At 68.6% G+C, this 24,342-nt stretch carries 21 protein-coding genes; 10 read left to right on the forward strand and 11 right to left on the reverse strand.

Going from position 1 to position 24,342, the window contains the following annotated elements; genetic code table 11:
• Positions 1-27 precede the first annotated feature (27 nt).
• The 3 genes from D7Y04_RS06430 to D7Y04_RS06440 are packed head-to-tail and all read left to right on the forward strand — an operon-like array spanning position 28 to position 3,359.
• Positions 28-1,296 (forward strand): CinA family nicotinamide mononucleotide deamidase-related protein, encoded by a 1,269-nt coding sequence (locus tag D7Y04_RS06430; RefSeq protein ID WP_121758635.1) that lies wholly within the window; start codon positions 28-30, stop codon positions 1,294-1,296.
• Positions 1,293-2,792, forward strand: a complete 1,500-nt coding sequence (locus tag D7Y04_RS06435; RefSeq protein WP_121758636.1) for a hypothetical protein — start codon at positions 1,293-1,295, stop codon at positions 2,790-2,792. The genes D7Y04_RS06430 and D7Y04_RS06435 overlap by 4 nt, the downstream gene beginning before the upstream one ends.
• Positions 2,793-2,849: 57 nt before the next feature.
• Positions 2,850-3,359: a DUF1285 domain-containing protein gene (locus D7Y04_RS06440; protein ID WP_120599645.1), complete on the forward strand. Its 510-nt coding sequence runs from the start codon at positions 2,850-2,852 to the stop codon at positions 3,357-3,359.
• Here the strand turns inward: D7Y04_RS06440 and recA are convergent.
• Positions 3,356-4,381 (reverse strand): recombinase RecA, encoded by a 1,026-nt coding sequence (gene recA, locus D7Y04_RS06445; RefSeq protein WP_121758637.1) that lies wholly within the window; start codon positions 4,379-4,381, stop codon positions 3,356-3,358. The two genes, D7Y04_RS06440 and recA, sit on opposite strands and share 4 nt — an antisense overlap.
• 283 nt (positions 4,382-4,664) lie before the next feature.
• Between recA and D7Y04_RS06450 the strand changes: the two genes are divergently transcribed.
• Positions 4,665-6,044: an NAD(P)/FAD-dependent oxidoreductase gene (locus D7Y04_RS06450; protein ID WP_121758638.1), complete on the forward strand. Its 1,380-nt coding sequence runs from the start codon at positions 4,665-4,667 to the stop codon at positions 6,042-6,044.
• On the opposite strand, the gene D7Y04_RS06455 is transcribed toward D7Y04_RS06450, so the two are convergent.
• The 5 genes from D7Y04_RS06455 to D7Y04_RS06475 form a co-directional block, all read right to left on the reverse strand.
• Entirely contained in the window at positions 5,967-7,604 is a 1,638-nt protein-coding gene (locus D7Y04_RS06455) for a YifB family Mg chelatase-like AAA ATPase (RefSeq protein WP_120599648.1), read from the reverse strand. The two genes, D7Y04_RS06450 and D7Y04_RS06455, sit on opposite strands and share 78 nt — an antisense overlap.
• 226 nt (positions 7,605-7,830) lie before the next feature.
• Entirely contained in the window at positions 7,831-8,343 is a 513-nt protein-coding gene (locus tag D7Y04_RS06460; RefSeq protein ID WP_120599649.1) for a biopolymer transporter ExbD, read from the reverse strand.
• On the reverse strand, positions 8,343-8,756 hold the full coding sequence (locus D7Y04_RS06465) for a biopolymer transporter ExbD (RefSeq protein WP_014394198.1): 414 nt from the start codon (positions 8,754-8,756) through the stop codon (positions 8,343-8,345). The genes D7Y04_RS06460 and D7Y04_RS06465 overlap by 1 nt, the downstream gene beginning before the upstream one ends.
• Before the next feature lie 100 nt (positions 8,757-8,856).
• Complete coding sequence (locus D7Y04_RS06470) at positions 8,857-9,534, reverse strand: MotA/TolQ/ExbB proton channel family protein (protein ID WP_120575935.1); 678 nt, start codon at positions 9,532-9,534, stop codon at positions 8,857-8,859.
• A gap of 75 nt (positions 9,535-9,609) precedes the next feature.
• Positions 9,610-10,353, reverse strand: a complete 744-nt coding sequence (locus D7Y04_RS06475; protein ID WP_120620545.1) for an energy transducer TonB — start codon at positions 10,351-10,353, stop codon at positions 9,610-9,612.
• Positions 10,354-10,583: 230 nt separating this feature from the next.
• Between D7Y04_RS06475 and D7Y04_RS06480 the strand changes: the two genes are divergently transcribed.
• From D7Y04_RS06480 to D7Y04_RS06495, 4 genes are all read left to right on the forward strand, one after another.
• Positions 10,584-13,781 (forward strand): TonB-dependent receptor, encoded by a 3,198-nt coding sequence (locus D7Y04_RS06480; protein WP_121758639.1) that lies wholly within the window; start codon positions 10,584-10,586, stop codon positions 13,779-13,781.
• A 30-nt stretch (positions 13,782-13,811) separates the two neighbouring features.
• The gene (locus D7Y04_RS06485; protein ID WP_120597573.1) at positions 13,812-14,579 is read left to right on the forward strand and encodes a hypothetical protein; all 768 of its coding nucleotides are present in this window, start codon (positions 13,812-13,814) and stop codon (positions 14,577-14,579) included.
• 116 nt (positions 14,580-14,695) lie between these two features.
• A complete protein-coding gene (locus D7Y04_RS06490; protein WP_120597572.1) occupies positions 14,696-16,240 on the forward strand; it encodes a radical SAM protein in 1,545 nt (514 codons plus the stop codon).
• Positions 16,241-16,338: 98 nt separating this feature from the next.
• On the forward strand, positions 16,339-17,277 hold the full coding sequence (locus D7Y04_RS06495) for a hypothetical protein (RefSeq protein ID WP_171807225.1): 939 nt from the start codon (positions 16,339-16,341) through the stop codon (positions 17,275-17,277).
• An 11-nt stretch (positions 17,278-17,288) separates the two neighbouring features.
• On the opposite strand, the gene D7Y04_RS06500 is transcribed toward D7Y04_RS06495, so the two are convergent.
• Both D7Y04_RS06500 and D7Y04_RS06505 read right to left on the reverse strand, forming a co-directional pair.
• Positions 17,289-17,903 (reverse strand): hypothetical protein, encoded by a 615-nt coding sequence (locus tag D7Y04_RS06500; protein WP_233601284.1) that lies wholly within the window; start codon positions 17,901-17,903, stop codon positions 17,289-17,291.
• A gap of 26 nt (positions 17,904-17,929) precedes the next feature.
• Entirely contained in the window at positions 17,930-18,502 is a 573-nt protein-coding gene (locus D7Y04_RS06505) for a DUF4920 domain-containing protein (protein WP_169849395.1), read from the reverse strand.
• An 89-nt stretch (positions 18,503-18,591) separates the two neighbouring features.
• Here D7Y04_RS06505 and D7Y04_RS06510 point away from each other — a divergent pair, with 89 nt between their 5' ends.
• Together D7Y04_RS06510 and plsY are read left to right on the forward strand one after the other, a co-directional pair.
• On the forward strand, positions 18,592-19,023 hold the full coding sequence (locus D7Y04_RS06510; RefSeq protein WP_120566606.1) for a DUF2752 domain-containing protein: 432 nt from the start codon (positions 18,592-18,594) through the stop codon (positions 19,021-19,023).
• A 23-nt stretch (positions 19,024-19,046) separates the two neighbouring features.
• A complete protein-coding gene (gene plsY, locus D7Y04_RS06515; protein ID WP_120597568.1) occupies positions 19,047-19,625 on the forward strand; it encodes a glycerol-3-phosphate 1-O-acyltransferase PlsY in 579 nt (192 codons plus the stop codon).
• On the opposite strand, the gene D7Y04_RS06520 is transcribed toward plsY, so the two are convergent.
• The 3 genes from D7Y04_RS06520 to D7Y04_RS06530 form a co-directional block, all read right to left on the reverse strand.
• Complete coding sequence (locus D7Y04_RS06520; protein ID WP_120597567.1) at positions 19,551-20,780, reverse strand: class I SAM-dependent RNA methyltransferase; 1,230 nt, start codon at positions 20,778-20,780, stop codon at positions 19,551-19,553. The genes plsY and D7Y04_RS06520 overlap by 75 nt on opposite strands.
• A 42-nt stretch (positions 20,781-20,822) precedes the next feature.
• Positions 20,823-21,107 (reverse strand): antibiotic biosynthesis monooxygenase, encoded by a 285-nt coding sequence (locus D7Y04_RS06525; RefSeq protein WP_120597566.1) that lies wholly within the window; start codon positions 21,105-21,107, stop codon positions 20,823-20,825.
• 95 nt (positions 21,108-21,202) lie between these two features.
• The gene (locus D7Y04_RS06530; protein ID WP_171812820.1) at positions 21,203-24,289 is read right to left on the reverse strand and encodes a DNA translocase FtsK 4TM domain-containing protein; all 3,087 of its coding nucleotides are present in this window, start codon (positions 24,287-24,289) and stop codon (positions 21,203-21,205) included.
• Positions 24,290-24,342 lie beyond the last annotated feature (53 nt).

A 24,342-nucleotide genomic window follows, 5' to 3' on the forward strand; every position in this document is an offset into this window, starting at 1 on the left:
CGTGCCGGCCGCTAGGATGCCCGGCCCATGCGCGTCGAGCTGCTGTGCACCGGTGACGAGCTCGTCACCGGCCTCATCACGGACACCAACAGCACGTACCTGGAAGCCCGCCTCTTCGACCTGGGTGTGAAGGTCGCACGGGTGACGGTGGTGGGCGACGTGCGACCGGACATCACGGGCACGCTGCTGGAGGCCTCGGCGCGAGCGGACGTGGTCATCGTCTCCGGAGGCCTGGGGCCCACGTCGGACGACTTCACGTTGGAGTGCGCCGCCGCCGCCGCGGGCGTGTCCATGGAAGAGGACGCGCGAGTGCTCGGCTGGCTGAAGGAGCGCTACGCCGCACGGGGCATGACGATGAATCCGGGCGCCCTGCGCATGGCGCGCATCCCCACGGGCACCGAGCCGGTGCGCAATCCCCAGGGCTCGGCGCCACTGGTCATCCAGCAGTTGGGCCGAGCCCACCTGTTCTTCCTTCCAGGCGTCCCGCGCGAATACCGCGCCCTGGTGGACGGAGAGGTGTTGCCGCGAGTGCGGACCTGGCTCGCCGCCGAATCGGGTCGCACGTTCCGGGCCTTCCGCCTGCTGCGAACCGTGCGCCTGCCCGAGTCCGTGCTGAACGAGCGGGTGATGCCCCTGGCTCCCAGCCACCCCAGGGTGGTGTTCGGCTTCCGGACGCACGCACCAGAGAACCACCTGAAGCTGATGGCGGAAGCCCCCACGCAGGCGGAGGCCGACGCCGCGCTCGCGGACGCGGAGGCCGCATGCCGGCAGGTGCTGGGCACGCACGTCTACGGCGCGGATGGCAGCGAATACGCGCCCGTGCTCCTCGACATGCTGGCGCGCGGCGGTCACACGCTGGCGGTGGCGGAGAGCTGCACGGGCGGCCTCGTCGCGCAGGAACTCACGGCGGTGCCGGGCTCCAGCCAGGTCTTCATCGGCGGGGCGGTCGCCTACTCGGAGAAGATGAAGTCCGCCTGGGTGGGCGTCCCCTCGGACATCCTCGCGAAGCACAGCGCCGTGTCGTCCCAGACAGCGCTCGCCATGGCGGAGGGAGTCCGCGCCGCCTGCGGCGCCACGTTCGGCCTGTCCGTCACGGGCTACGCAGGCCCCGGTGGAGGCACGCCCGAGGACCCCGTGGGCACCGTGTACTGCGGCCTGTCCGGCCCCGGAATGGAGCCCCGCTGCGAGCGGATCTCGCTCGCGGGTGACCGGGACCGGGTCCGCCTGTTCGCCGCATCCCACGTGCTGGAAATGTTGAGGTTGCACCTGCTCGCCGCCGCCCCCGTGTCGCCATGAGTCGCTCCAAATCAAAGCGTCCCCGTCCTTCCGACCCGGAAGCGCCGTCCTCGGTGCCCCCGGCCCCCGCCGCCGCGGGCGAACCCGTCCCGGCCACGCCCGAGTCCTCCGCGCTTCTCGCCAGCCCCACGGCGACGACGGAGCCCGCCAGCCCCCCCATGTCGCCGGCCGGAGCAGGAGTGCATCCGGTGCGGAGCGCGGTGCGCCTGTGGCTGTCCGCCTACCGGGTGGAGGTGGTGCTGTTCCTCGTCGCGTTCGCGGTGCTGTCCAGCTTCAGCTCGCAGCGCTTCCTCCGGCAGAGCGCCGCGCCGCACTTCATCTACCAGGCCCAGTCCTGGCTGGAGGGACGGCTCGACGTGGATCCGCAGGTGCTGCCCAACCTGGAGGACTGGGCCTGCGTGCGGCTGGTGGACGGACAGAAGGTGCGGTGCGAGGGACGCCCGCTCCGTGATGACCGCTGGTTCGTCAGTTTCCCGTCCTTCCCCGCGGTCGTGATGCTCCCCTTCGTCGCGCTGCACGGCTACCAGTTCAACGACACGTCCTTCGGCGTCTTCGTGGGCGCGCTCGCGGTGGCGCTCTTCTATTCGCTGCTGCGCTTCCTCGCGCAGGAAGGGGAGACGGAGCGCAACCGCGACGACAACGTGGTGCTGTCGCTGGTGCTCGCCTTCGGCACGCTGTTCTTCTACTGCGCCATCCGAGGCGAGGTCTGGTTCGGCGCGCAGGTGATGGGCGTGGCGCTCACGTGTCTGTACGTGCGCAACGCCGTCAAGGCCCGGCGTCCCGTGCTCGCGGGGCTCTTCTTCTCCATGGCGGTGCTCACCCGCACTCCGCTGGTGTTCGCGGGCCTCTTCTTCGTCCTGGAGGCGCTCTGCCCCGGGCCGGACCGGCTGGCCCAACTGAAGGCCCTTCCGACCGCGTGGAAGCCCGCCCTCCGCAAGCTCGTCCTCTTCGGCGCGGGGGCCGCGCCCCTCGCCGCGCTCGCGGCCGCGTACAACGTCTACCGCTTCGGCAAGCCCGGCGAGTTCGGCCACTCGTACCTTTTCAACAACCGGGTGAACGTCGACATCGACCGCTTCGGGCTCTTCAACATCGAGTACCTGTCGCGCAACCTCCAGGCCGCGTTCCTCAAGCTGCCCCAGGTGTCGCTGTCTCCGCCGCGGCTGTCGTACGACCCGCATGGGCTGACGCTGCTGCTCACGTTGCCCCTGCTGGTGTTCCTGCTGGTCCCCCGCACGCGTCCCCGTCTGCACTGGTCCCTGTGGCTGACCGTGGCGGTGTGCGCGCTGCCGGGGCTCTTCTACCAGAACACCGGTTACATGCAGTTCGGCTTCCGGTTCAGCCTGGACTACACGCCTTATCTGCTGTTGCTCTTCGCCATTGGAGGATGGTCGCTGCGCAACCGCGCGGTGATCGCCGTGCTGGCGCTTGGCGTGCTGGTGAACTTCTGGGGCGCCGTGGCCTTTCGTGGCTACACGGAGTTCGTGCGGAACTGGTAGGCCTCCAGGCTCCGGCGGCTTGAATCCGCCGGACCTCACCCGCACCTCAAGGGCGACATGCAACCTCCCACTGGCCAGCCCCCTCCAGGCAAGCGTTGGCACACCCGTGAGGACAGCGGCATCCGTCTGGATGCGGCGTTGCGCTGGTGGCACGACGACGAGCCCATCGAGCACCCGAAGATCATCGAGCTCTTCAACGCCTCGCTGGTCCTGGATGACGACGGGCGCTACCAGCTCCGCATCGCCCCGGACTGGTGCTACGTCCAGGTGGAGGACGCGGCTTACGAGGTCCGCACCGTGGACCTCACCCCGGACGAGCGTGTGTCCCTGCGTCTGAGCGACCGGACGGCCGAAGCCCTGGACCTGGGGTCGCTCCAGCTCACGCCGGACGGAGTCCTCACCTGCCGCGTGAAGCAGGGCAGGGCGAAGGCCCGCTTCTCTCGTGATGCGCAGTACCAGTTCGGCGAGATGCTGGAAGAGAGCCCCGAAGGGCGACTGGTGCTGCGCGCGGGCCAACGCCATTGGGAGCTCCCCCTCTCGCTGGATGCACTCCAGGCCGCGACCTAGGCCGCCGCGGAGTCCGCGGACGGCACGGAGGGCGCGGTGGCTCCCACCAGGTCGCGAGCAAGGGCCTCCAGGACATCCGGGTGCTCGCGCAGCCACTCGCACGCCCGCTCGCGGCCCTGGCCGATGCGTTCACCCCGCAGGCTGAAGTGGCTGCCCGACTTCTCCACCACGCCCGCGCTCACGGCCAGGTCCAGCACCTCGGCGGCGCGGTGGATGCCCGTGCCGTAGAGCACATCGAACTCCGCCTCCTGGAACGGGGGCGCCAGCTTGTTCTTCACCACCTTCACGCGGGCCCGTGAGCCCACCACCGCGTCGCCATCCTTGAGGTTGCCCGTGCGGCGGATCTCCATCCGCACCGACGAATAGAACTTCAGCGCGTTGCCGCCCGTCGTCGTCTCCGGGTTGCCGAACATCACGCCAATCTTCATGCGGATCTGGTTGATGAAGATGATGCAGGTGCCGGAGCGGCTCACCGCGCCCGTGAGCTTCCTCAGCGCCTGACTCATCAACCGCGCCTGGACGCCCATGTGCGCGTCGCCCATCTCCCCTTCGATTTCCGCACGGGGGACCAGCGCCGCCACCGAATCCACCACGATGAGGTCCACGGCGCCCGAGCGCACGAGTTGCTCGGTGATTTCGAGCGCCTGCTCTCCGGTGTCCGGCTGCGCCACGAGCAGTTCCTCCGTACGCACCCCCAGCTTGCGCGCGTAGGAGAGGTCCAGCGCGTGCTCCGCGTCGATGAAGGCCGCGATGCCTCCCACGGCCTGCACCTGCGCGATGGCATGCAGGGTGAGGGTCGTCTTGCCGGAGGACTCGTTGCCGAACAGCTCCACCACGCGCCCTCGCGGATAGCCCCCCACGCCCAGCGCCCGGTCCAACCCCACCGAGCCCGTGGGAATGACCGCCACCTTCTGCTCCGGTGCGTCCGCGCCGAGCGTCATCACCGCGCCCCGGCCGAACTGCTTCTCGATGGACGCCACCGCCGCCGCCACTGCCTTCAACTTCTCCGTCAGCTTGCTCATCTTGTCTGCCTCCCTCGCCGCCCTGCGGGCTGGATGCCTCGGCGGTGGACAGAGCAACGCGCATGCCGCGCGGGCTTCCAGGCGGAAGGGCCTGCAAGGGCGTCCAGGTTCGGCCAGAGCCGTCCGAACTGGCGGAGCGGCGTGGCTGTCTCCCACGCGCTGAGAAGGCGCAAAGGTAAGAGCGTCTCCGCATAAGCAGACACGAGGGGAGGTGACAGTCCGGCTTGATGGGATGGAAGGCTTTGCGTTGAAACCCTGGCGCGTCGCCGTGACATTTCCTCTCGTGAATACGACCCGTGAGAACCTTCCCCATGTGGTCATCCTGGGAGGCGGCTTCGGCGGCCTCTACGCGGCCCGGTACCTGCGAAAGGCAGGGGTTCGCGTCACGATGGTGGACCGTCACAACCACCACCTCTTCCAGCCCCTGCTGTACCAGGTGGCCACGGCGACACTGAGTCCCAGCGACATCGCCGCGCCACTGCGAGCAATGCTCGGACGCAATCACGTCCAGGTGCTGCTCGCGGAAGTCACCGGCGTGGACACCGCGCGCAAGCACGTCCTCTTGGCGGACGGTGAGTTGGCGTACGACTTCCTCATCGTCGCCACCGGAGCAACGCACTCGTACTTCGGCAATGACGCCTGGTCGCGACACTCGATGGGACTGAAGACCGTCGAGGACGCGCTGGAGATTCGCCGCCGCGTGTTGCTCGCCTTCGAGCAGGCCGAGCGCGAACTGGACCCCGAGCGCCGCCGCGCGCTGCTCACCTTCGCCATCATTGGCGCGGGTCCCACGGGCGTGGAGCTGGCGGGGGCGCTGGCGGAGATCAGCCGCAATTCATTGTCGGGTGACTTCCAGAACATCGACCCACGGGACGCGCGCGTCATCCTCATCGAGGGAATGGACCGCGTGCTTCCCACCTATCCCGAGAACCTCTCGGCGGAGGCCCGCCGGGTGCTGGAGGGGCTCGGCGTCGAGGTCCGTACGGGCACCCGGGTCACGAACATCGACGCCGCGGGCGTGGACATGGGGCCAGAACATCTGGCGGCCCGCACGGTGCTCTGGGCCGCGGGGGTGGAGGCCTCGCCCGTGGCCCGTTCGCTCGGCGTGACGCTGGACAGGGCAGGGCGCGTCCCGGTGACGCCCGAACTCACCGTGCCCGGGCATCCCGACATCTTCGTCGTCGGCGACCTGGCGCTCGTGAATCAGGAGGACGGAAGCGCGGTCCCGGGAGTGGCGCCCGCGGCGATGCAGGAGGGCAAGCACGCGGTGCTCAACCTCCGACGCCAACTCGCGGGCGAGCCCATGCAGCCCTTCCGCTACTGGGACCGGGGAACCTACGCGGTCATCGGCAGAGGCCATGCAGTGGGCGTGGCCTTCCGCCGCGTGAAGCAATCCGGCTTCGTCGCCTGGTTGGCCTGGCTCTTCATCCACATCACCTTCCTCATTGGCTTCCGAAGCAAGCTGGCCGTGTTGCTCAACTGGGCGTACGCGTACCTGACCTTCGGCAGGTCCGCGCGCATCATCACCGGCCCCGCTCCCCGTCTGGAGGAGCGGAGCGTGCAGCCGCTGCTCCCGAGTGCAAAGTCAGCCGTCGCCGACGGAGAACCCCCGGCTCCCGCCGTTCTCGGAAGCCTGGTGCCTGACAGTAGAGGTGCGGGGTAACGCATTCACCGCGCCCCGGGTATTGGCGTGGAGCCAGCCCCGGCGGTCCAGCATCCGGCAATCGACAGCGAGCCGCATGTCCACGTCCTCGATACGTCCGTGTCCCTCCAGGTCCGCGCGCGTCAGCGCGAGCTTGAGGATGCGGTCATGCGCCCGAGCGGACAGACCGAAATGAGTGACCGCGTCCTTGAGCGCCTTCTCCGCGGGCGGTGACATTACGCAGTAGCGGCGCAGCAGATGCGAAGGCATCTGGGCATTGCAGTGCACCCCTGGCATCTCGTGGAATCGGGCGCGCTGCCGTTCGCGCGCGGCCTCGACTCGCTGCCGGTAGTACTGGCTGGGCAGCTCCTGACTCTTCTCGGCGAGATGGTGGTACTCCACCGGCCGCGTCTGCACGGTGATGTCGATGCGGTCCAGCAGCGGCCCGCTGATGCGCGAGTGGTAGCCGAAGATGCGGTGCTCGAGGCAGGTGCACGTGTGCCCGGGGACGTTGAAGTATCCGCACGGGCAGGGGTTCATCGCCGCCACCAGCATGACCCGGCAGGGATAGGTGATGTGCTGGGTGGCCCGGGCCAGGTGGATGGCGCCTTCCTCCAGAGGCTGGCGCAGCACCTCCAGCACGTTCTTGCGGAACTCCGGTAGCTCATCGAGGAACAGCACGCCGTGATGGGCCAGGGACAGCTCGCCGGGACGGGCCATGGGGCCACCTCCCACGAGTCCCGCATCGGACAGCGTGTGGTGGGGCGCGCGAAACGGACGCTCGCGGAGCAACGCCTGCTCGTCTCCCAGCAGCCCCTGGATGGAGTAGACCTTCGTGACCTCCAGCGCCTCGTCGAAGGACATCTCGGGCAGGATGCCTGGCAGCCGTCGCGCCAACATCGTCTTGCCCGACCCTGGAGGCCCGGCCATCAGGATGTTGTGGCCACCCGCCGCCGCCAGCTCCAAAGCCAGCTTCAGCTCCGGCTGCCCCCGCACATCGGCCATGTCCGCGGTAGCGGTGCGAATACCGCTCACCGAGGTCCCCGTGCGCGTCAGCGGCGTCAGCGGGGCCTTGCCGGTGAGGTGCCCCACGGCCTCTTTCAGGTGGGCCACGGACAGCACCTGGATGCCCTCCACCAGCGCCGCCTCCGCCGCGTTGGCTGCCGGCACCATGACGCCCTGGAAGCCGCCATTCCGGGCAGCGACGGCCAGCGGAAGCACCCCCTTGATGGCCTTGATGGAGCCATCCAACGACAGCTCTCCGCCAAAGAGGTAACGCTCCAGCGGTTCTTCCTCCATCAACCGCGCCGCCGCGAGGACGCCCAACGCGATGGGCAGCTCGAAGGCCGCCCCTTCCTTGCGGATCTCGGCGGGCGCCAGGTTGACCGTGATCCGCTTCTGCGGAAGGTCGAAGCCCGCGTTCTTCAGCGCGGAGACCACCCGGACCTTCGACTCCCGGGCTGCTCCCTCCGGCAGCCCCACGACGTTGAAGTAGGGCAGCCCGAGGGCCATGTCGACCTCGCACTCCACCACCACCGCGTCGATGCCCATCAATGCCCCCGACCGCACCCTCGCCAGCATCGTCTCCCCCTTCCAACCCGTACGGGCGGAGGGGAGAGCAATGCCCGTACCGGCGCGCTGTCCTCACAGGCGGCCAGCCGCGGCCATCCCACGCGGCAGACGTCGGGTCCCAAGCAGGGACCTGGGGGCCTGAAAAGAAGAAGCCCGCTGGCGTCTGAACGCCAGCGGGCTTCGGATGGAATCGGTGACGGCGTGTCCGCGCGTCAGCCCTGACGGAAGGCGTGGATCAGGGAGTCGGCGGGGCAGGGGGCGCGGGCGGCGCACCGTCCGGCGTGGCCGTGCCCTGGATGACCGCGTTCTGGGGAAGCTCGGTGGCCATGCCCAGGATCTTCGCTCCCGCGGCACGGGCGCCATCCAGCGCCACCACCAGCTTGCCGTAGTTCGCCGCGTCATCCGCCATGAAGAAGACGACCTTCTCGTCCGGCTTCTTGGCGTTCAGCATCCGCTTGAGGCGGGCGACGTAGTCCGAAGCGGGGATCTGCTCCGTGTTGATGGAGTAGGCGCCGCTCTTGTCCACCTGCACGACGATCTGCTGATCATCGGGCTCCGGCGGCGGCTGGTTCTCCTCCACCTCCGTCTCCGGGACGCGGACGAGGATGTCCTTCTCCAGGAGGGGCGTCACCACCATGAAGATGATGAGGAGCACCAGCACCACGTCCACCAGGGGCGTGACGTTGATCTCCGAGTTCGGCGCGGACGCGGGCTTGACCCACTGACGCTGCTTGTGTCCTCGGGACATTACTTCTTCTCCTCCACACCCAGGGCGATCTGCTTCGCCTTCGCCTTGCGGGCCGTGTCCAGCACCTTGCGCACGTCGCCCACGTTCAGGGCGTTGTCGCCCTTCAGGAGGATCTTCTTGCCTGGATCCTTCACCAGCTCCGCGGCGATCTTCTCCTGGAGACCCTTCTCGTCGACCTCATCGTTCTCCACGAACATCTTCTTGTCCGGGGTGATGGAGAGGATCAGCGGATCGGCGTCCGTCTTGCCTTCTTTTTCAATCTCCGTGGCCTTGGGCAGCTCCACGGACTTGCCGCGCTGGAGCATGGGCGTCACGACCATGAAGATGATGAGGAGCACCAGCACCACGTCCACCAGCGGCGTGACGTTGATCTCGCTCTTGATGCCCCCTTTGGGGCCTGCTGACATTCCCATGCGTGCACCTGTATCCGGGAAGGAACGCCCACCCTGGGGCAGCGCGGCTTCTCAGCCGGACCGCCCTCATGGGTGGGGACGTCCCAGGGTGGGGCTACGACTAGGCCGCGTGCGACGAACCGCCGCCCACGTGCCGGGCCACCACGTCCAGGAACTCGTTGGAGGACTCGGAGATGTCCACGGAGCGGGCATCCACCCAGCCCTGCAGGAAGTTGTAGGCCATGACCGCGGGGATCGCCACGAGCAGACCGAACGCCGTGGTGATGAGCGCCTCGGAGATACCGGCGGAGATCGTCGCCAGACCGCCGGAGCCCGCCGCCGCCATCAGCTGGAAGGCGTTCACGATACCCATCGTGGTGCCCAGCAGACCGACGAACGGCGCCGTGGAACCGACCGTGGCCAGCAGGCCCAGGCCGCGCTTGAGGCTCTGCACCTCGCGCTGCGCCTGGCGCTCCAGCGCGCGGGCCACGGACTCCACCGCCAGGTCCTTGTTCCCGGGGGTGATCCGGTACGCCGTCAGGCCGGAGTTGATCACGCGGCCCAGGTGGCCCACGTCCTTGCCCAGGTTGGTGTTCGCCGCGGTGGTCAGGTCGCCCTTCGCGAGGATCGCGCCCATCTTGGCGGCGAAGTTGCGGCTGTCCGAGCGGGTCTTGCGGAAGACGATGACCCGCTCCGCCATGACGACCAGCGACGCCACCGACATGATGGCAAGGGTGAAGATGATCATGCGGGCGAAGAGGCCCGTGTGGTGCCAGATATCAAGCAGGGTAAATTGCATGGCTGTGGAGCGCTCCTCCTCACGAGCGCGAGGTGATGTTCGGCGGACTGCTCAAGCGGGGCTGCCTGCTTTGGATCAGCGCGGCAGCTTCAGGTTGAAGTTGAACGTGTACTGCACTTCGACCGGCCTGCCCTGGAACGTGACCGGCTTGTAGCGTGAGGCGGTGAGCACGTCCATCACGGCCTGCTCCATGTGAGGGAGCGGCTTGATCGTGCGGCAGCGCTCGACCTTTCCCTCGGTCGTGATCACGCACTTCACGATCATCAGGCCCTGCACGCGCGCTTCAATGGCCTCACGCGTATAGGACACTTCGGGACCCGCGATCTTCTCAGGACGCGTCATGCCCTGGCCGAACGCCAGCACGTCCGTGCCCGTTCCACCCAGCTGACCGCCCACCACGCCACCGATCACGCCACCCACCACGCCACCCACCACACCGCCCGCGACGCCACCTTCCACGCCACCCTCGACCTCGGACTCGCTCGCCTCTTCCTCGGGCTCGGGCGCCGTCTCCGTCTCCTCGGGCTTCTGCTGCGGGATCTCCTTCGGCTGCACGATCACGTCCTTGGGCTTCTTGGGCGTGACCTTCTTCTCCGTCTTCGGCTTCGACGCCGGGGGAGGCGGCGGAGGCGGCGGAGGCGGAGGCGCCATCGTGGCCTTCAGCGTGACCTCGACCTCCTTCTCCTCCACGGGAGGCGGACGCGTGGAGAGATAGGCCACAAGACCCAGCAGGCCAACGTGGAGCAGCGTGGAAACGCCAGCACCCACGCCGAAGCGCGACCTGGGTCCTTGGCCGCGGTCAAGGACTGAATCGAACATGCAAGTAACTCCTCATCACCAGTGGACTACCCGTCCCCGCCATGCCCGGATCGAAGGGCGGCCACCATACAGAAAAGGGTTCCGGGTTCAAGCAACCGTGTCTGGTGCCGCTGCCGTGATCGCGCAATGCCCCACTGGTCACCAAAAAGCAACGGTCTATTGACAACTGCTTGACCTCGGATATTTTCCCAAGTCATTTTCGGTTGCAGCCCACCTTGGAGGGGTTAGGTATGCAAGTGAAACAAGTACTTCGGGAAACCGGAGTCGTCCTTGCTGCGGGTCTGTTGTACGGATCCGCGGCTTTCGCGCAGTCCAGCGTCATCATCGGCACTGTCCTCAATACTGAGGACAAGAAGCCGGCAGCAGATGTCGTTGTGACCGCCACCTCGCCCAACCTGCAGGGCGAGCAGACCGTGGTTACTGACGCACAGGGTAACTACCGTATTCCCCAGCTCCCGCCGGGCACGTATACGTTGCGGTTCGAGAAGGAGACGTTCAAGCCTTACGCCCGCCCCGAAATCCAGCTGCTCTTGAACCGCACCATCCGCGTGAACGTGGAGCTCCTTCCGGACTCCTTCACGCAGACGGTTGACGTTATTGGTACGCCGCCGACGATCGACGTCGGTTCGACGAACCAGGGCGTCAACGTGGATCAGGAGTTCATCAAGCGCATCGCGGTGGCCCGTCCGGTTGGCAAGGGCGGCGCGACGCGCTCGTTCGAGTCCCTGGCCGAGCTCGCCCCGGGCGCCCAGTCCGACCAGTACGGCGTGTCCATCAACGGCACGACCTCGCCTGAGAACGGCTACGTGGTGGACGGTCTGTCCACGAACGACCCGGCCTTCGGCGTGAACGCCAGCCCGCTGAGCATCGAGTTCGTGCAGGACGTGAACATCATCACCGGCGGTTACATGCCGGAGTTCGGTCGCTCCACGGGCGGTGTGATCAACGCGGTGACCCGGTCCGGTTCCAACGAGTTCCACGGCTCCGTGTTCGCCAACTGGACGCCGGGCTTCGCGGAAGGCAACCGCAAGCTGGTCATCGAGGACGGCACCACGATCACCGGCCTGAACGCCCTGAGCAACCTGGGCGACTTCGGCGCCACCCTCGGTGGTCCGATCCTCAAGGACAAGCTCTGGTTCTTCGCCGGCTTCGCGCCGTCGTTCCAGCGCTACGAGCACACCCGTGCGCTCAACGCCTTCACGCTGGATGACGACGGCGCGGTGGCGAAGGATGCGAACGGCTTCAGCGTTGTCCAGCAGATCCCGGGTTCCGAGCGGACGTACTTCGCCGACTCCCGCACGATCCAGTTCATGGGCAAGCTGACGTACCTCATCAACCAGGACCACAACGTGTCGTTCGCCCTGAACGGCACCCCGACCGTGTCGGGTGGTCTGGGCAAGCTGCAGATCAGCCCCCGCTCGGGTGGTCTGCCGGCGGCGCAGAACTCGCGCCCTGAGGACATCGGCCAGACTGAGAACCGCGCCAACACCACGGCGCTCGCTCTCAAGTACGCCGGCGCCTTCATGGACAAGAAGGTCCTGGTCGACGCCAACCTCGGTTGGTTCCACCAGACCGCTGGTACGCCTCCGGCGGACGGCAGCGCCATCGGCTCGACGGACGGCCTGGCGGGCTACTCGCTGGCCATGTACACGCGTCGTCGCCCGATCACCACGTTCGAGAACGTCCCCAACGCCGCGGAGTACTGCGGCACGACGGCGGCCGAGCAGGCCGTTCGTTGCCCGGCGACGAACTACTACGTGGGCGGCCCCGGCTTCATGTCCGAGGCGACGCTGGATCGCTACCAGATCAACGCCAAGGCCACCTACCTGCTGAACGCCCTGGGCACGCACGTGTTCAAGGCGGGCGTGGACACGGAGTTCCTGACCTTCGATCAGAAGAAGGCCTACTCCGGTAGCGTGTTCCTCCAGGAGGCTGGTGCCGCGAGCGATGTGCAGCTCAACGGCGTGACCCGTCGCATCTGGTCGGACAACCGTCGCTACGGCTACCAGACGGCCCCGGACACCCCGGTGTTCGAGACCCTGCAGCAGTCGTCCACGAGCGGCACCACCATCGGTGGCTTCCTCCAGGACAGCTGGTCCATCGCCAACCGCGTCACGCTGAACCTCGGCGTGCGCTACGACGTGCAGAACATGTACGGCGGCGACGGCAACCTGGCGCTGAAGCTGGCCAACCAGTGGTCGCCCCGCATCGGCGCCGTGGTGGATCCGTTCGCCAACGGCCGCGCGAAGCTGTTCGTGAACTTCGCTCGCTACTACGAGCAGGTTCCGCTCAACATGATGGACCGCGCCTTCCCGGGTGAGCGTCGCTTCAGCGCGCGTCGCTACCTGACGGAGCCGGGGTCGGATGTTGCGGGCTGCGACCCGTCCACGCTGGAAGGCCAGCGCGGCAACTGCTCGGATCGCCAGTACATCGTGCCCCGCGCCGAGGCCACGCTGAACTCCAACCAGTACTTCAGCGGCGGTCTGGTGCAGAGCGAGCCGGTCGATCCGGACATCGAGCCCCAGTCTTCCGACGAAGTCGTGGTCGGCGGTGAGTACGAGCTCCTGGCGAACACCCGCCTGGGCGCGACGTATACGCACCGCGACATGGGCAAGGTCATCGAGGACATGAGCCGCGATGACGGCAAGACGTACTTCCTCGGTAACCCTGGCAGCGGCTTCGCCAAGGAGTTCCCGACGCCCGTGCGTGACTACGACGCGGTCACCGTCTACCTGAACCGCACGTTCACGGAAGGCTGGCTGGCGCAGGCGAGCTACACGTGGTCCCGCCTGTACGGCAACTACCCCGGTCTGTTCCGCCCGGAGAACAACCAGCTCGACCCGAACATCCTCGCGGACTTCGACCTGGTGGCCCTCCTGAACAACCGCTCGGGTCTGCTGCCCTTCGACCGCACGCACGCCATCAAGGTGTTCGGCGCCAAGGAGTTCAACATCTCCAACGCGCTGTCGGCGAGCATCGGTCTGTCCTACCGCGGCAACTCCGGTACGCCCATCAGCTACCTTGGCGCGTACCCGGGCTACGGCCAGGATGAGACGTTCATCCTGCCGCGCGGCAGCGGCGGTCGCACCCCGTGGATCAACAGCGTCGACTCCAACGTCGGCGTGAACTACCGCGTGAGCAAGGACAGCGTGGTGTCCTTCACCCTGGACGTGTTCAACCTCTTCAACTTCCAGGGCGTGGAGAGCGTCGACGAGTCCTACACCTTCGAGCAGGTGCTCCCGGTGTACGACGCGAAGACCAACACCCCGGGCTCCGTGGCGGACCTGCCCACTGCTGACAGCGCGGGCAACGTCCCGGCGGCGGCGGGTGGCAAGCTGGCCTACGAAGACGTGAACCAGAACTACAAGAACCCGGACCGTTACCAGGCGCCGCGGCAGATCCGCTTCGGTGTTCGGTACACGTTCTAACCACCCGACCACGTGAGGAAGATCAGCATCATGCGCAAGAGCATTCTTTCATCGCTGGTGATGGTGGCGGCCGCGGGCAGCCTGACCGCCTGCGACGTCGAGCAGCCGAATCCCGGTTGCATCGTCCAGGACGCGAGCTTCGCGAACTGGTGGGCGAAGTATGACGTCGTGAGCGGCCCGACCCGTGCGGATGGCACTGCCTGCACCGCGGCCGAGGCGCTCGAAGTGGGTGACAACCTGGGCGTGTGGAAGTTCGCGGACCCGAAGACGGGGAGCAACATCCTCGTGGTTCGGCCGCAGTACATGGCCCGGCTGGGATCGGCGGACGCGAACAACACGTTCGACAGCCTCCAGGTCACCGGTGGCCTGAGCGCGGACACGACGGACGACTTCTGCCTCGCGCCGGAGTTCAACACCGCCACCGTGAACCCCACGCAGGCCGGTGTGACGTCGAACATCTCCTACACGTTGAAGAACGTGAAGGTGTACTCGTCGCCCAGCTCTCCCGGCACCCAGATGTCGGGTGAGGTGACGTTCGTGCGGAATGGCTGCACCTCCACGTACGTCATGCGTGCGGTGTGGCCGGCGACCCCGTGCGATCCTCGCGCGGACCAGTCGGATCCGGATGAGGGCTTCGCCAACTGCGGCTCGGGCTCGGGTATCAACCCGGACTTCGCGCTGCAGTGCGAGGCGGTTCCGGCTCGCTTCTGGCTCGAGTACTTCGGCAGCCCGGATGACGACCCGGACTACATCGAGGGCCGTTGCGTCCCGTCGGAGAGCATCCCGTCGTTCAAGTAGTCGGCACTGACCGACCCTGAAGGCCAACGCGGCCCCGGCAGCCCCTCCCCCACGCGGGAGTGGCGGTCCGGGGCCGCGCTGTTGTTAGGTGTCTGGAATCCACTGTCGGGAGGACCATGGAGGGCCGTTACGAACTCATCGAGCACGTCTGCTCACTGCTGGCGGACGAAGCAGGGACGCTCCGCAAGGAGGCGCCCTACCGGGTCGCGCTCTGCTACCCGAGCCCCTACCACGTGGGCATGAGCTCGCTGGGCTACCAGGCCATCTACCGGGAGGTGCATGAGCACGCGGGCGCGACCGCCGAGCGTGTCTTCCTTCCCGATGATGTCGAGACATACAAGAGAACACGGACGCCATTGTTTACCTGGGAATCCCAGGCACCCGTGTCTAGCTTTGAAATGCTTGCCTTTTCAGTTGCCTATGAATTGGAGCTTTCAGGGTTGTTCACGATGTTGGATTTGTCTGGTTTGCCGGTTCTTTCATCGGAACGGGATGCCAGACATCCGCTGGTGGTGGCGGGCGGCCCGCTGACGTTCTCCAACCCGGATCCGCTGGAGCCCTTCGTGGACGTGCTCGTCCAGGGGGAGGCGGAGGATTTGATCCACGTGCTGCTGGAGGCCGCCGCCTCCATGGAGCGCGAGGCGCTGTTGGATCACCTGGCGAAGGTCCCCGGCTTTCGGGTGCCCGGGCGGGGTGGGGCGCGCTACCACGTGGCGAAGGCGACGGACGCCCGGCTGCCAGCGCGCACGCAGATCATCACGCCCCACACGGAGCTCCGGTCGATGTTCCTCATCGAGCCGGAGCGGGGCTGCTCCCGTGGCTGCCACTACTGCGTCATGCGCCGCACCACGAATGGCGGCATGCGCACGGTGCCTCCGGAGCGCGTCCTGTCCCTCATCCCGGAGCATGCGAAGCGCGTGGGGCTGGTGGGCGCGGCGGTGACGGACCATCCGCGCATCGTGGAGCTGCTGCGCACCATCGTGGACTCCGGGCGCGAGGTGGGCGTGTCCTCCCTGCGAGCGGACCGGCTCACGCAGGAGCTGGTGGATCAGCTCCGGCGGGGTGGGGCGATGAGCCTCACGGTGGCCGCGGACGGGGCGTCCCAGAAGATGCGGGACCTGGTGGACCGCAAGCACTCCGAGGAACAGATTGTCCGCGCCGCGCGGTTCGCGCGCACGGCGGGCATGAAGCAGCTCAAGGTCTACAACGTGGTGGGCCTGCCCCATGAAGAGGACGCGGACATCGACGAGCTGATCCGCTTCACCACGGAGCTGTCGCGCATCCTGCCGGTGGCGCTTGGGGTCGCGCCCTTCGTGGCCAAGCGCAACACGCCGCTGGACGGGGCGCCCTTCGCGGGGCTGCGCGAGGTGGAGAACAAGCTGGAGCGGCTGCGCAAGGGCTTGCGAGGGCGGGCGGAGGTGCGGCCCACGTCCGCGCGCTGGGCCTGGGTGGAGTACATGCTGGCCCAGTGCGGTCCGGAGGCGGGGCTCGCGGCCATGGACGCCTGGCGCGCAGGGGGCAGCTTCGCCGCGTGGAAGAAGGCCTTCAAGGAGCGCGGGTGCGAGCCGTACATGGCCCGCCGGGTGGAGGACGGGCGGCGCCAGCCCACGGTGTGGCCCATCGTGCCGGGCCGCCCGCCGCCCCAGCCGTCCGCCGCCTGACGGGGCCCGCAAAGGCCGTATTCGCCGGGCTCCGCTTTCGCTAGAAGATGGGCAGCGGGGCCGATGGCCGGCACTCGCATGGCCTCGGAGAGCATCTGGTGAGCACGCAGCGGGTGGAAAAGTCGTGGCAGAAGACGGGCCTCAAGGACTACTCGACGGAGGCCCTGCTGAGCACGCTGGGGCACTACGGCATCCCGGTGGGTGAAGAGGACTACCGCAAGCTGGCGGAGTCCGCCTATCCGCTCGGCATCGCCCAGCAGTGGGCGGCGAAGTGGAAGGGCACCGGCCCCTTCAAGGACTACGTCGTGGCCGCGGCCGTGGAGCTGTGGCGCCGGTGGATGCCGGACCGCGTGTCCCCGCAGGAGTTCACCACGTCCCTGGCGACGCTGATGCAGGTGCTCGTGCACAAGCTCAACGGCGCGAAGGAGGCCCCGGTGGCCCCCTCCTTCGAGCACGTGAAGGCCCTGCGCTCGAAGCTGGCGGTGGATGACAAGGGCGCGCTGCCCCAGCCGTTCCTCCAGGAGGCGCTGGCGCCCTTCTCGGAGAAGGACGCGGAGCTGTTCGACAGCCTGGCGGAGTCGCTGGCCGCGCAGGGCCACCTGGACGACGCCTCGGCGTTCGCCGAGGTGGAGGAGTTCCTGCTGCCCGACCGGCGTGGCATCTCCCAGGCGGTGGTGCGCGCCGCGAAGGGCGAGCGCGAGCCCGCCATCCAGGACCTCAAGAACCTCATCCACGACATGGCTCGCGCGCCCATCTCGCGCCTGCTGGCGGTGGACGGCCTCATCCACCTGCAGGCGTGGATCGACGCGTCCGTCGAGGGCCGTGGCCTGCTGGCGGAGGCGGAGAAGGCCAACGACATCCACCTGGCGCTGGACCTGGTGCCCCGCCTGGAGCACGTCTTCAAGCAGCAGAACGACCGGTCCGCGCTCCTGGAGCTGATGGGCACGCAGGAGCGGCTGGAGGCCCTGCACGACAAGATGCACCCGGGCCACCGGGCGCACCGTCACCAGCACGCGCAGCCGCAGCGCCGCCGCTAGTCGGCCGGGCTTCAGGTCCCCGTGCGCCGGGGGCTCCGGGCTTCCGGGGCCTCGGGCGCCGCGGGCTCACTGGCCGCGGCGGGCGTCGCGCCTTCCGTGTCCGGCGTGCCGGGCTTCAAGTCAGGCTTCTCTGGCGCCGCGCGCTTGAGCTTCACGGTGGTGACGCCGGGCACGCCTTCCGCCACGTCTCGCACGGGCACGACCGCGCCCACGGTGGTGTAGCGGATGGCGCCCGTCTGGGTGAAGGCGTGCTTGAGGGCGTACTCCTTCGCGCGGGGGAGGAACCACTCGCGCACCCGGGGCAGGGGCAGGGCGTGCAGCTCCCCCTGCGTGAGGAATACGTACAGCATCAAATCCGCGCCGCTGTAGAGGAAGCAGCCCGGCGTGTCCTTCTCCAGGTTGGAGATGAGCTCGAAGAAGTAGCGGCGGCGGGTGGCCTGGCGGTCGCCCTTCACTTCAATGCCGCGCACCTCTCCGGAGGGCAGCTCCCAGAGCAGGTCCACGCCCCGGTGCTGGAAGCGCGGATCCAACTGCACGTCGTGCACTCGCGACCCGGGCTCCGTTTCCAGAAGCCACGTGCGGGCGTGCTGCACGGCCCGGTCGGCCGCGCCCTGCACGCCCCTCATGCTGAAACTGCGGCCTCCCATCGCGGCTAGCGGCGCAGCTCGACGCCCGAGGCCACGAGCTGAATCTCGCGGGGCTTGCCGTCGGTGCCACGGGGGACGATTGCGCCCTCGGCCTCGTAGTGCTTCGCGTGGGCGTCGCTCAGCTCCGCGACCTTCACCACGCCCTCCACGCGCGCCTGCGAACCCGCGGAGTCCAGCGGGACGAAGAAGCCGTAGTCCTTGAACGTCACGCGCACGCCGGGGCTCTTGGCGTCCTGGGCCAGCTCCATCCAGCAGCCCTTCTTCTCACACGCCTTGCGCACCTGGCCCTCCACGCGCACGACCTTGCCGTCGTGGGCCTGGGGCTTCGCGAGCAGCTCCGCCAGCTTCACCGTCTTCTCGCCCTTGAGGGGCTCGCCGCGGGTGAGCGTCCAGCCGGTGTCGGCGGCCTTGGCGGCCTCGGGCGTCTTCGCGTCGGCGGGGTGGTGGCAGTCGCTCGCCGCGGCTTCGGCCTTGGACGCTTCCGCGGCCTTGGCGGCGGGCTTGGGCGTCTTGTCCGCCGCGAGGGCCACGAGGGGCGCTGCGACCAGCATCACGAGGGCGGTGCGGAGCATGTGCATGCCCGTTCGCTTAGCCCAGGTTTCCGGGGCCCGGCAAGGCACCCCTTCCATCCTCGCGACTTGTCCCGCACACTCGGCGCGAGGTGCGCATGAAGGTCACCATCCCCGCCCCCAACCGCCGGTTGGGCACATTCGAATGGCTCGGGCTCGTCGGGCTCGGGGGGCTGCTCGTGGGGCGCTACGTCCCCGTGGCTCGCATCATCCCGTTCTGGGGCTGTGTGCTGCGCGAGCACACGGGCTGGCCCTGTCTGGGCTGTGGGCTCACCCGCGTGGCGGACCGCGTCGCGCACTTCAACATCCCGGGGGCGTGGGAGGCCAATCCCCTGGGCACCGTGTGCGCGCTGCTGTTCGCGCTGGCCGCGGTGGCGACGGTGCTGCACTTCCTCTTCGCGCTGCCCATCCCGGAGGTGGAGCTGGAGGAGCGCGAGTGGCGGTGGGTGCGCATCGCGTTCCCGCTGGTGTTGCTGGTCAATTACGCCTACGTCGTGGTGCACACCCGTTTCCCGCACCTGCTGTCCTGAAGGGCGGGACCCTGTTCTCTTCCGTGCTCTCCGCCTTCCTCCTGCTGGGCTACCTCTGCGGCTCCATCCCCTTCGGCGTGCTGCTGACGCGGTGGTTCCTTGGGGTGGACGTGCGCGCCAGCGGCAGCGGCAACATCGGCGCCACCAACGTCACGCGCGTCGCCGGCAAGAAGCTGGGCGCGGTGGTGCTGCTCCTGGACGCGCTCAAGGCCGTGCTGCCCGTGGCGCTGGCCGTGCACTACCTGCCCGGGGATGCGAAAGCGCACGCGCTGGTGGGCCTGTCCGCAGTGCTGGGGCACGTGTACCCGGTGTGGCTCAAGCTCCAGGGCGGCAAGGGCGTGGCCAGCGCGCTGGGCGTGCTGGTGGTGCTGGTGCCCAAGGCGGCGCTCGCGGGGGCCATCATCTACGGGCTGGTGGTGGCCCGGTGGCGCGTGAGCTCCGTGGGCTCGCTGTCCGCGGCGGTGGTCGCCATCGCCACCGCGTTCCTCACCGCGCCCTCCCGCGAGTACGTGCTGCTCACCGCGGGCCTATTCGTCCTGATGCTCTGGACGCACCGGAGCAACCTCCAGCGACTCGCCCGGCGCACCGAGCACCGGCTTTGAGCCGGGAGGCAGCGACGGGGCGCGGTAGCCCAGCAGCGTGCAGGGGATGGGGCCGTTCCACACGTCGCGCCGGGCCATGGGGCGCGCGTGGAAGGCGCTCTCGAAGGCGGGGTTGCCGGACAGCACCCAGACTCGCCAGCCCGGCAGCGCGCGCAGGGAGTCGCCCAGCTTGAAGTAGAAGGTCTTCATGCCCTTCTGGCCGCCGGAGCCAAGCCGGTCGCCATAGGGCGGGTTGGTGAGGACGAGCCCGCCGCCTTCGGGCAGGGGCGGGAGCTTCGTCGCGTCGCCCTCCGCGAGCTGGATTTCCTCGCCCAGTCGCGCGGCCTTCACGTTGCGGTCCGCGGCCTCCAGGGCCTCGTCGCTCTTGTCGAAGCCGAGGATGGGGACCTCCACCTTGCGCTCGTTGCGCCGCGCGTCCGCGCGCAGGTCCGCGAGCAGCTCCTTCGCGCGCACGCCCAGGTGCGGCCAGCGCTCCACCGCGAAGCCCCGGTTGATGCCCGGGGCCCGCTTGCGCGCGATGAGGCCGCCCTCGATGACGATGGTGCCCGAGCCGCACATGGGGTCCACCAGCGCCTCCGTGCCGGTGTAGCCCGCCGCACGCAGGAGGGCCGCGGCCAGGTTCTCCTTCAGGGGCGCGGGGGTGGGGCGCACGCGGTAGCCGCGCCGGTGCAGTGGGTCGCCGCACAGGTCCAGGGAGAGGGACAGCTTCTCCTTCACCAGGTGCGCCACCACGGACACGTCCGGGTTGCGCGTGTCCACGTCCGGCCGCGAGCCCAGCTTGTCTCGCAGGCGGTCCACGATGGCGTCCTTCACCTTCAGCGCTACGAAGCCGGAGTGCGCGTGCTCGGTGTCCTTCAGGTTCGCGTCCACGGCGAACGTCACGTTCGTGGTGAGGTGCTCCTCCCACGGGACGCTGGCGACGGCGTCGTAGAGCCCCTGGGCACCATGCGCTTCGAACTCGCCCAGTGGATAGAGCACGCGCATGCCGATGCGGGACCAGAGGCAGACGTTGAGGGCCTCGTCGAGCGAGGCCATGAAGCGCACGCCGCCTCGGTCCTGGCGGATGCGCTTGGCGCCGAGCTCCTTCAGCTCCTCGGCGAGCAGGTCCTCGGTGCCGCGCGCGGCGGTGACGAATAGGGCAAGACGTTCAGCCATGGTGCACCGCCCTTAGACGACCCGGGGGCGATTGGGAACTGCTCAGGTGGCCACGACCTCGTACATCGTGAAGGTGGCGTCCTCCTGGGACGCGCTGGCCCCCCTGGCCCGCTGGAAGTCCTCGGACTGGAAGTAGGCCTTCATGGCGTCCCGGTCCTTCCAGCGCGTGACGAGCAGGATTTCAGGCGAGCGCTCGAACGAGCGCAGCACCTCCAGGCCCAGGAAGCCCGCGTGGCCGTCCACGCGCCGCGAGCGCTCCTGGAGCCGGTGGACCCAGCCGTCGGCCTCTTCGGGGGATGCTCGGAAGCGGGAGATGGCGACGATCATTCGGCCGTCCGGAGAAAGTAGAGCGGGGGCGCCCGGAAGCTTTCCGTGGCGCCCCCGAGGGGAAAACCGCTGGGGGACGGAGGTCCGTTCCCCGGCTACATCGCCCCGGCGCCGGGCATGTCGCCCAGGCCGCGCAGCAGCACCTCGCGGGGCTTGGCGCCGTCCGCGGGGCCCACCACGCCGTCGCGCTCCATGCGCTCAATCATGCGCGCCGCTCGGTTGTAGCCGATGCGCATCTTGCGCTGGAGCATGGAGATGGAGACGGAGCGCATCTCGCTGACCGCCGCGAGCGCCTGGTCGTAGAGCTCGTCGGACAGCTCGTCCTCCTCGCCACCGCCGCCCTCGCTCTCGTCATCGCGCGGCTTGAGGATGGACTCGTCGAAGACGGGCTTGCCCTGGGCCTTGAGGTGGTCCACCGCCTTCTTGATCTCCTGCTCGGAGACGTAGGCGCCGTGCACGCGCTGCAGGTGGGCGCTCGTGGGCGGCATGATGAGCATGTCGCCCATGCCCAAGAGGGCCTCCGCGCCCACCGTGCCCAGAATCGTCATCGAGTCCGGCTTCGAGCGCAGCATGAAGCTGATGCGCGTGGGGAAGTTGGCCTTGATGATGCCCGTGACGACGTCCGTGGACGGACGCTGGGTCGCGACCATCAGGTGGATGCCGGCCGCGCGCGCCATCTGCGCGAGGCGCGCCACGTAGGTCTCCACCTCGCGGCTGGCGACCATCATCAGGTCCGCGAGCTCGTCGATGATGACCACGATGTACGGCAGCTTCTTGAGCTCCTTCTTCTCCGGGGAGGCGGCCTCCGCCGGAGTGGACTCCTCGCCGTCCTCCTCGAACTCCGCGTCCTCCTCGCCGTCGGCCTCCAGGGTGGGAGCGGGCTCGGAGACGATGGCCTCACGCAGGTCCTCGTCGTCCTCGCGCGGCATGGCCACGCCCAGCCCGTCGCTGGCGGAAGCGGGGGCGGGCACGGTGCTGCCCTCCACGTCCACGACGAACATCTTCTTGGGCTTGGTCTTCTTCTTCGCGGCGGGAGCGGGGGCGGGCTTCTCCTCCGACGCCTGCGTCTCCACCAGCTTGTTGAAGCCGGCGATGTTGCGCACGCCCGCCTCGGACAGCAGCTGGTAGCGGCGCTCCATCTCCTCCACCGCCCAGCGCAGCGCGAGCGCGGCCTTCTTGGGGTCGGTGACGACGGGGAGCAGCAGGTGCGGGATGCCCTCGTAGACGGAGAGCTCCAGCATCTTCGGGTCCACCATGATGAAGCGGACCTCCTCGGGCGTGGCCTTGAGGAGGATGCTCATGATCATCGAGTTCACCGCCACGGACTTGCCGGAGCCGGTGGTACCCGCGATGAGCAGGTGGGGGGCCTTCACCAGGTCGAAGACGTACGGCATGCCTTCGATGTCCTTGCCCACGCACATGGTGAGCTTGCTGCTGCTCTTCTGGAACGTGTCCTGTTCCGCAATCTCCTTGAGGAACACGGTCTCGCGGTCGCGGTTGGGGACTTCAATGCCGACCACTCCCTTGCCGGGGATGGGGGCGACGATGCGCACGCGCATGGCCTCCATGGCCATGGCCAGGTCGTCCTGGAGCGCGGCGATCTTGCTGACCTTGATGCCGGGCCCGGGCAGGAACTCGTACATGGTGACGACGGGGCCGGGGCGGATCTCCACGACCTCGCCCACGATGCCGAAGTCCGCCAGCTTCGCGCGCAGCTTCTCCGCCGTGACGAGGAACGCGTCCTTGTCCAGCGCGGAGCGCTCCTTCTTGTCCGCCTCCAGCACGTCCAGCGGCGGCAGCGAGAAGCTCTTGCGGTCACCCACGAACTCGAACTGGTCCTGCGGCCGCTTCACGGCGGTGGGCTTGGGCGGCGCCTTGGGCTCCACGATGAGCGGCATGCGCGCCAGCGCGGAGGGCGGCGCGGGGATGAGGGCGTTGCCCGGCGCGGCGGCGGCCGGCTTCTCCGCGACCATGGGCTTCGCGACGGGCTCGGCGGACGGAGGCGTGAGCGACGCGGCGGGCACCGGCGGCGTGGACGGAGCGGAGGGCGGGGTGACGATCTGCGGCGTCTTGCGAGCGCGGCGGGGCGGCTCGCCAGCGTCCGCGTTGGCGGGCAGCTGCGGCTGGGGTGCGAGGAAGGACGCGGCCCAGGCGGGGTCGGCGCCCGGGGAGCGGCGCTCGGCGCGCTCGGGCGGCAGCGAGGGCTGCTCGTCGGAGGCGTCGTCGTTCTCCTCGTCCTCGGACGGCTCCTCGCGGGCGAACTTCTTCTCCAGCTTCTCGCGATCCTTCTGCTCCTTGAGCGCCTTCTTCGCGTTGGCGATCTGCTCCTTCTCGTTCTGCCGGGCCAGGCGCACGGCTTCTTCCGCCAGGGACTCCGCCTCGGCGGCCTCGGCCTCGGCGGCAATGCGCTCGGCCTCGGACAGCTCCTCCTCCTCGGCCTCCAGCTCGGCGAGGAACGCGGCTTCCTCTTCCTTCTCCTGCGCGAGCCGCTCCTGGCGGGCCGCGTAGTTGACCTTCTGCTGCTCCCAGAAGACGTGCGCGTTCTCGGAGATGCGGCGGCCCAGGACGGTGAGGCCGGCCCACACCAGCGAGCACAGCTTGAAGAACGTGTACTGGGTGCCCACGATGAGCGCCGCCGCGCTGATGGCGGTGACGAGGATGATGGTGCCGACGGTGGAGAACATCCCCTCCATCAGGCCGCCCAGGCTCGCGCCCAGCGCGCCGCCGGGCGGGTGGGCCCAGCCCTTGTCCTTGGCGAACATGAGCTGCGCGAGCACCGACACGCTGCAGGTGAGCAGCGCCAGGGAGATGATCTGCGGCATGCGGCGCCGCTCGCGGTTGCCCACGAAGAGCACCACGGCGGTGTAGATGCCACCCGCGGGGATGAGGTAGGCGCACACGCCCAGTGCTCCGCGCAGGGTCTCCGCGATGAGGTGGCCCATGGGGCCCACCGCGTTGTGGAAGCCGGGTCCCACCCGGTCATGCGCGTCGAACGTGGCGACCGCCAGCAAGGCCAGCAACGAGGCGGCCAGGATGAAGACGCCGATGAGCGCCCGCTTGGCGGGGCTCGCCGCGCCCGGGGCCTTCATCTTCTTGTTGTTGAGCGCCTTGCGGCGCGTCGCGATCTCCTGCCGGGAGAGCACCGCCTTCTCCGCCCGGCCACCCTTCTTTGCCGCTGTCATGGACCCCTGTTCCCTCTGCCCGATTCCAGCCGCGTAGCGAGCTGTAGCAATCC

This window comes from Corallococcus sp. AB038B (genome assembly GCF_003668955.1).
In the GTDB taxonomy this organism is placed as follows: domain Bacteria; phylum Myxococcota; class Myxococcia; order Myxococcales; family Myxococcaceae; genus Corallococcus; species Corallococcus exiguus.

Coding starts and splice junctions, on each gene's coding strand:
- D7Y04_RS06530 (WP_171812820.1), bottom strand. CDS start 24,289: ATGACAGCGGCAAAGAAGGGTGGCCGGGCGGAGAAGGCGGTGCTCTCC.
- D7Y04_RS06465 (WP_014394198.1), bottom strand. CDS start 8,756: ATGGGAATGTCAGCAGGCCCCAAAGGGGGCATCAAGAGCGAGATCAAC.
- D7Y04_RS06455 (WP_120599648.1), bottom strand. CDS start 7,604: ATGCTGGCGAGGGTGCGGTCGGGGGCATTGATGGGCATCGACGCGGTG.
- D7Y04_RS06500 (WP_233601284.1), bottom strand. CDS start 17,903: ATGAGGGGCGTGCAGGGCGCGGCCGACCGGGCCGTGCAGCACGCCCGC.
- D7Y04_RS06470 (WP_120575935.1), bottom strand. CDS start 9,534: ATGCAATTTACCCTGCTTGATATCTGGCACCACACGGGCCTCTTCGCC.
- D7Y04_RS06475 (WP_120620545.1), bottom strand. CDS start 10,353: ATGTTCGATTCAGTCCTTGACCGCGGCCAAGGACCCAGGTCGCGCTTC.
- D7Y04_RS06430 (WP_121758635.1), top strand. CDS start 28: ATGCGCGTCGAGCTGCTGTGCACCGGTGACGAGCTCGTCACCGGCCTC.
- D7Y04_RS06510 (WP_120566606.1), top strand. CDS start 18,592: ATGAAGGTCACCATCCCCGCCCCCAACCGCCGGTTGGGCACATTCGAA.
- D7Y04_RS06525 (WP_120597566.1), bottom strand. CDS start 21,107: ATGATCGTCGCCATCTCCCGCTTCCGAGCATCCCCCGAAGAGGCCGAC.
- D7Y04_RS06480 (WP_121758639.1), top strand. CDS start 10,584: ATGCAAGTGAAACAAGTACTTCGGGAAACCGGAGTCGTCCTTGCTGCG.
- D7Y04_RS06460 (WP_120599649.1), bottom strand. CDS start 8,343: ATGTCCCGAGGACACAAGCAGCGTCAGTGGGTCAAGCCCGCGTCCGCG.
- D7Y04_RS06505 (WP_169849395.1), bottom strand. CDS start 18,502: ATGCACATGCTCCGCACCGCCCTCGTGATGCTGGTCGCAGCGCCCCTC.
- D7Y04_RS06520 (WP_120597567.1), bottom strand. CDS start 20,780: ATGGCTGAACGTCTTGCCCTATTCGTCACCGCCGCGCGCGGCACCGAG.
- recA (WP_121758637.1), bottom strand. CDS start 4,381: ATGAGCAAGCTGACGGAGAAGTTGAAGGCAGTGGCGGCGGCGGTGGCG.
- D7Y04_RS06440 (WP_120599645.1), top strand. CDS start 2,850: ATGCAACCTCCCACTGGCCAGCCCCCTCCAGGCAAGCGTTGGCACACC.
- D7Y04_RS06490 (WP_120597572.1), top strand. CDS start 14,696: ATGGAGGGCCGTTACGAACTCATCGAGCACGTCTGCTCACTGCTGGCG.
- D7Y04_RS06485 (WP_120597573.1), top strand. CDS start 13,812: ATGCGCAAGAGCATTCTTTCATCGCTGGTGATGGTGGCGGCCGCGGGC.
- D7Y04_RS06435 (WP_121758636.1), top strand. CDS start 1,293: ATGAGTCGCTCCAAATCAAAGCGTCCCCGTCCTTCCGACCCGGAAGCG.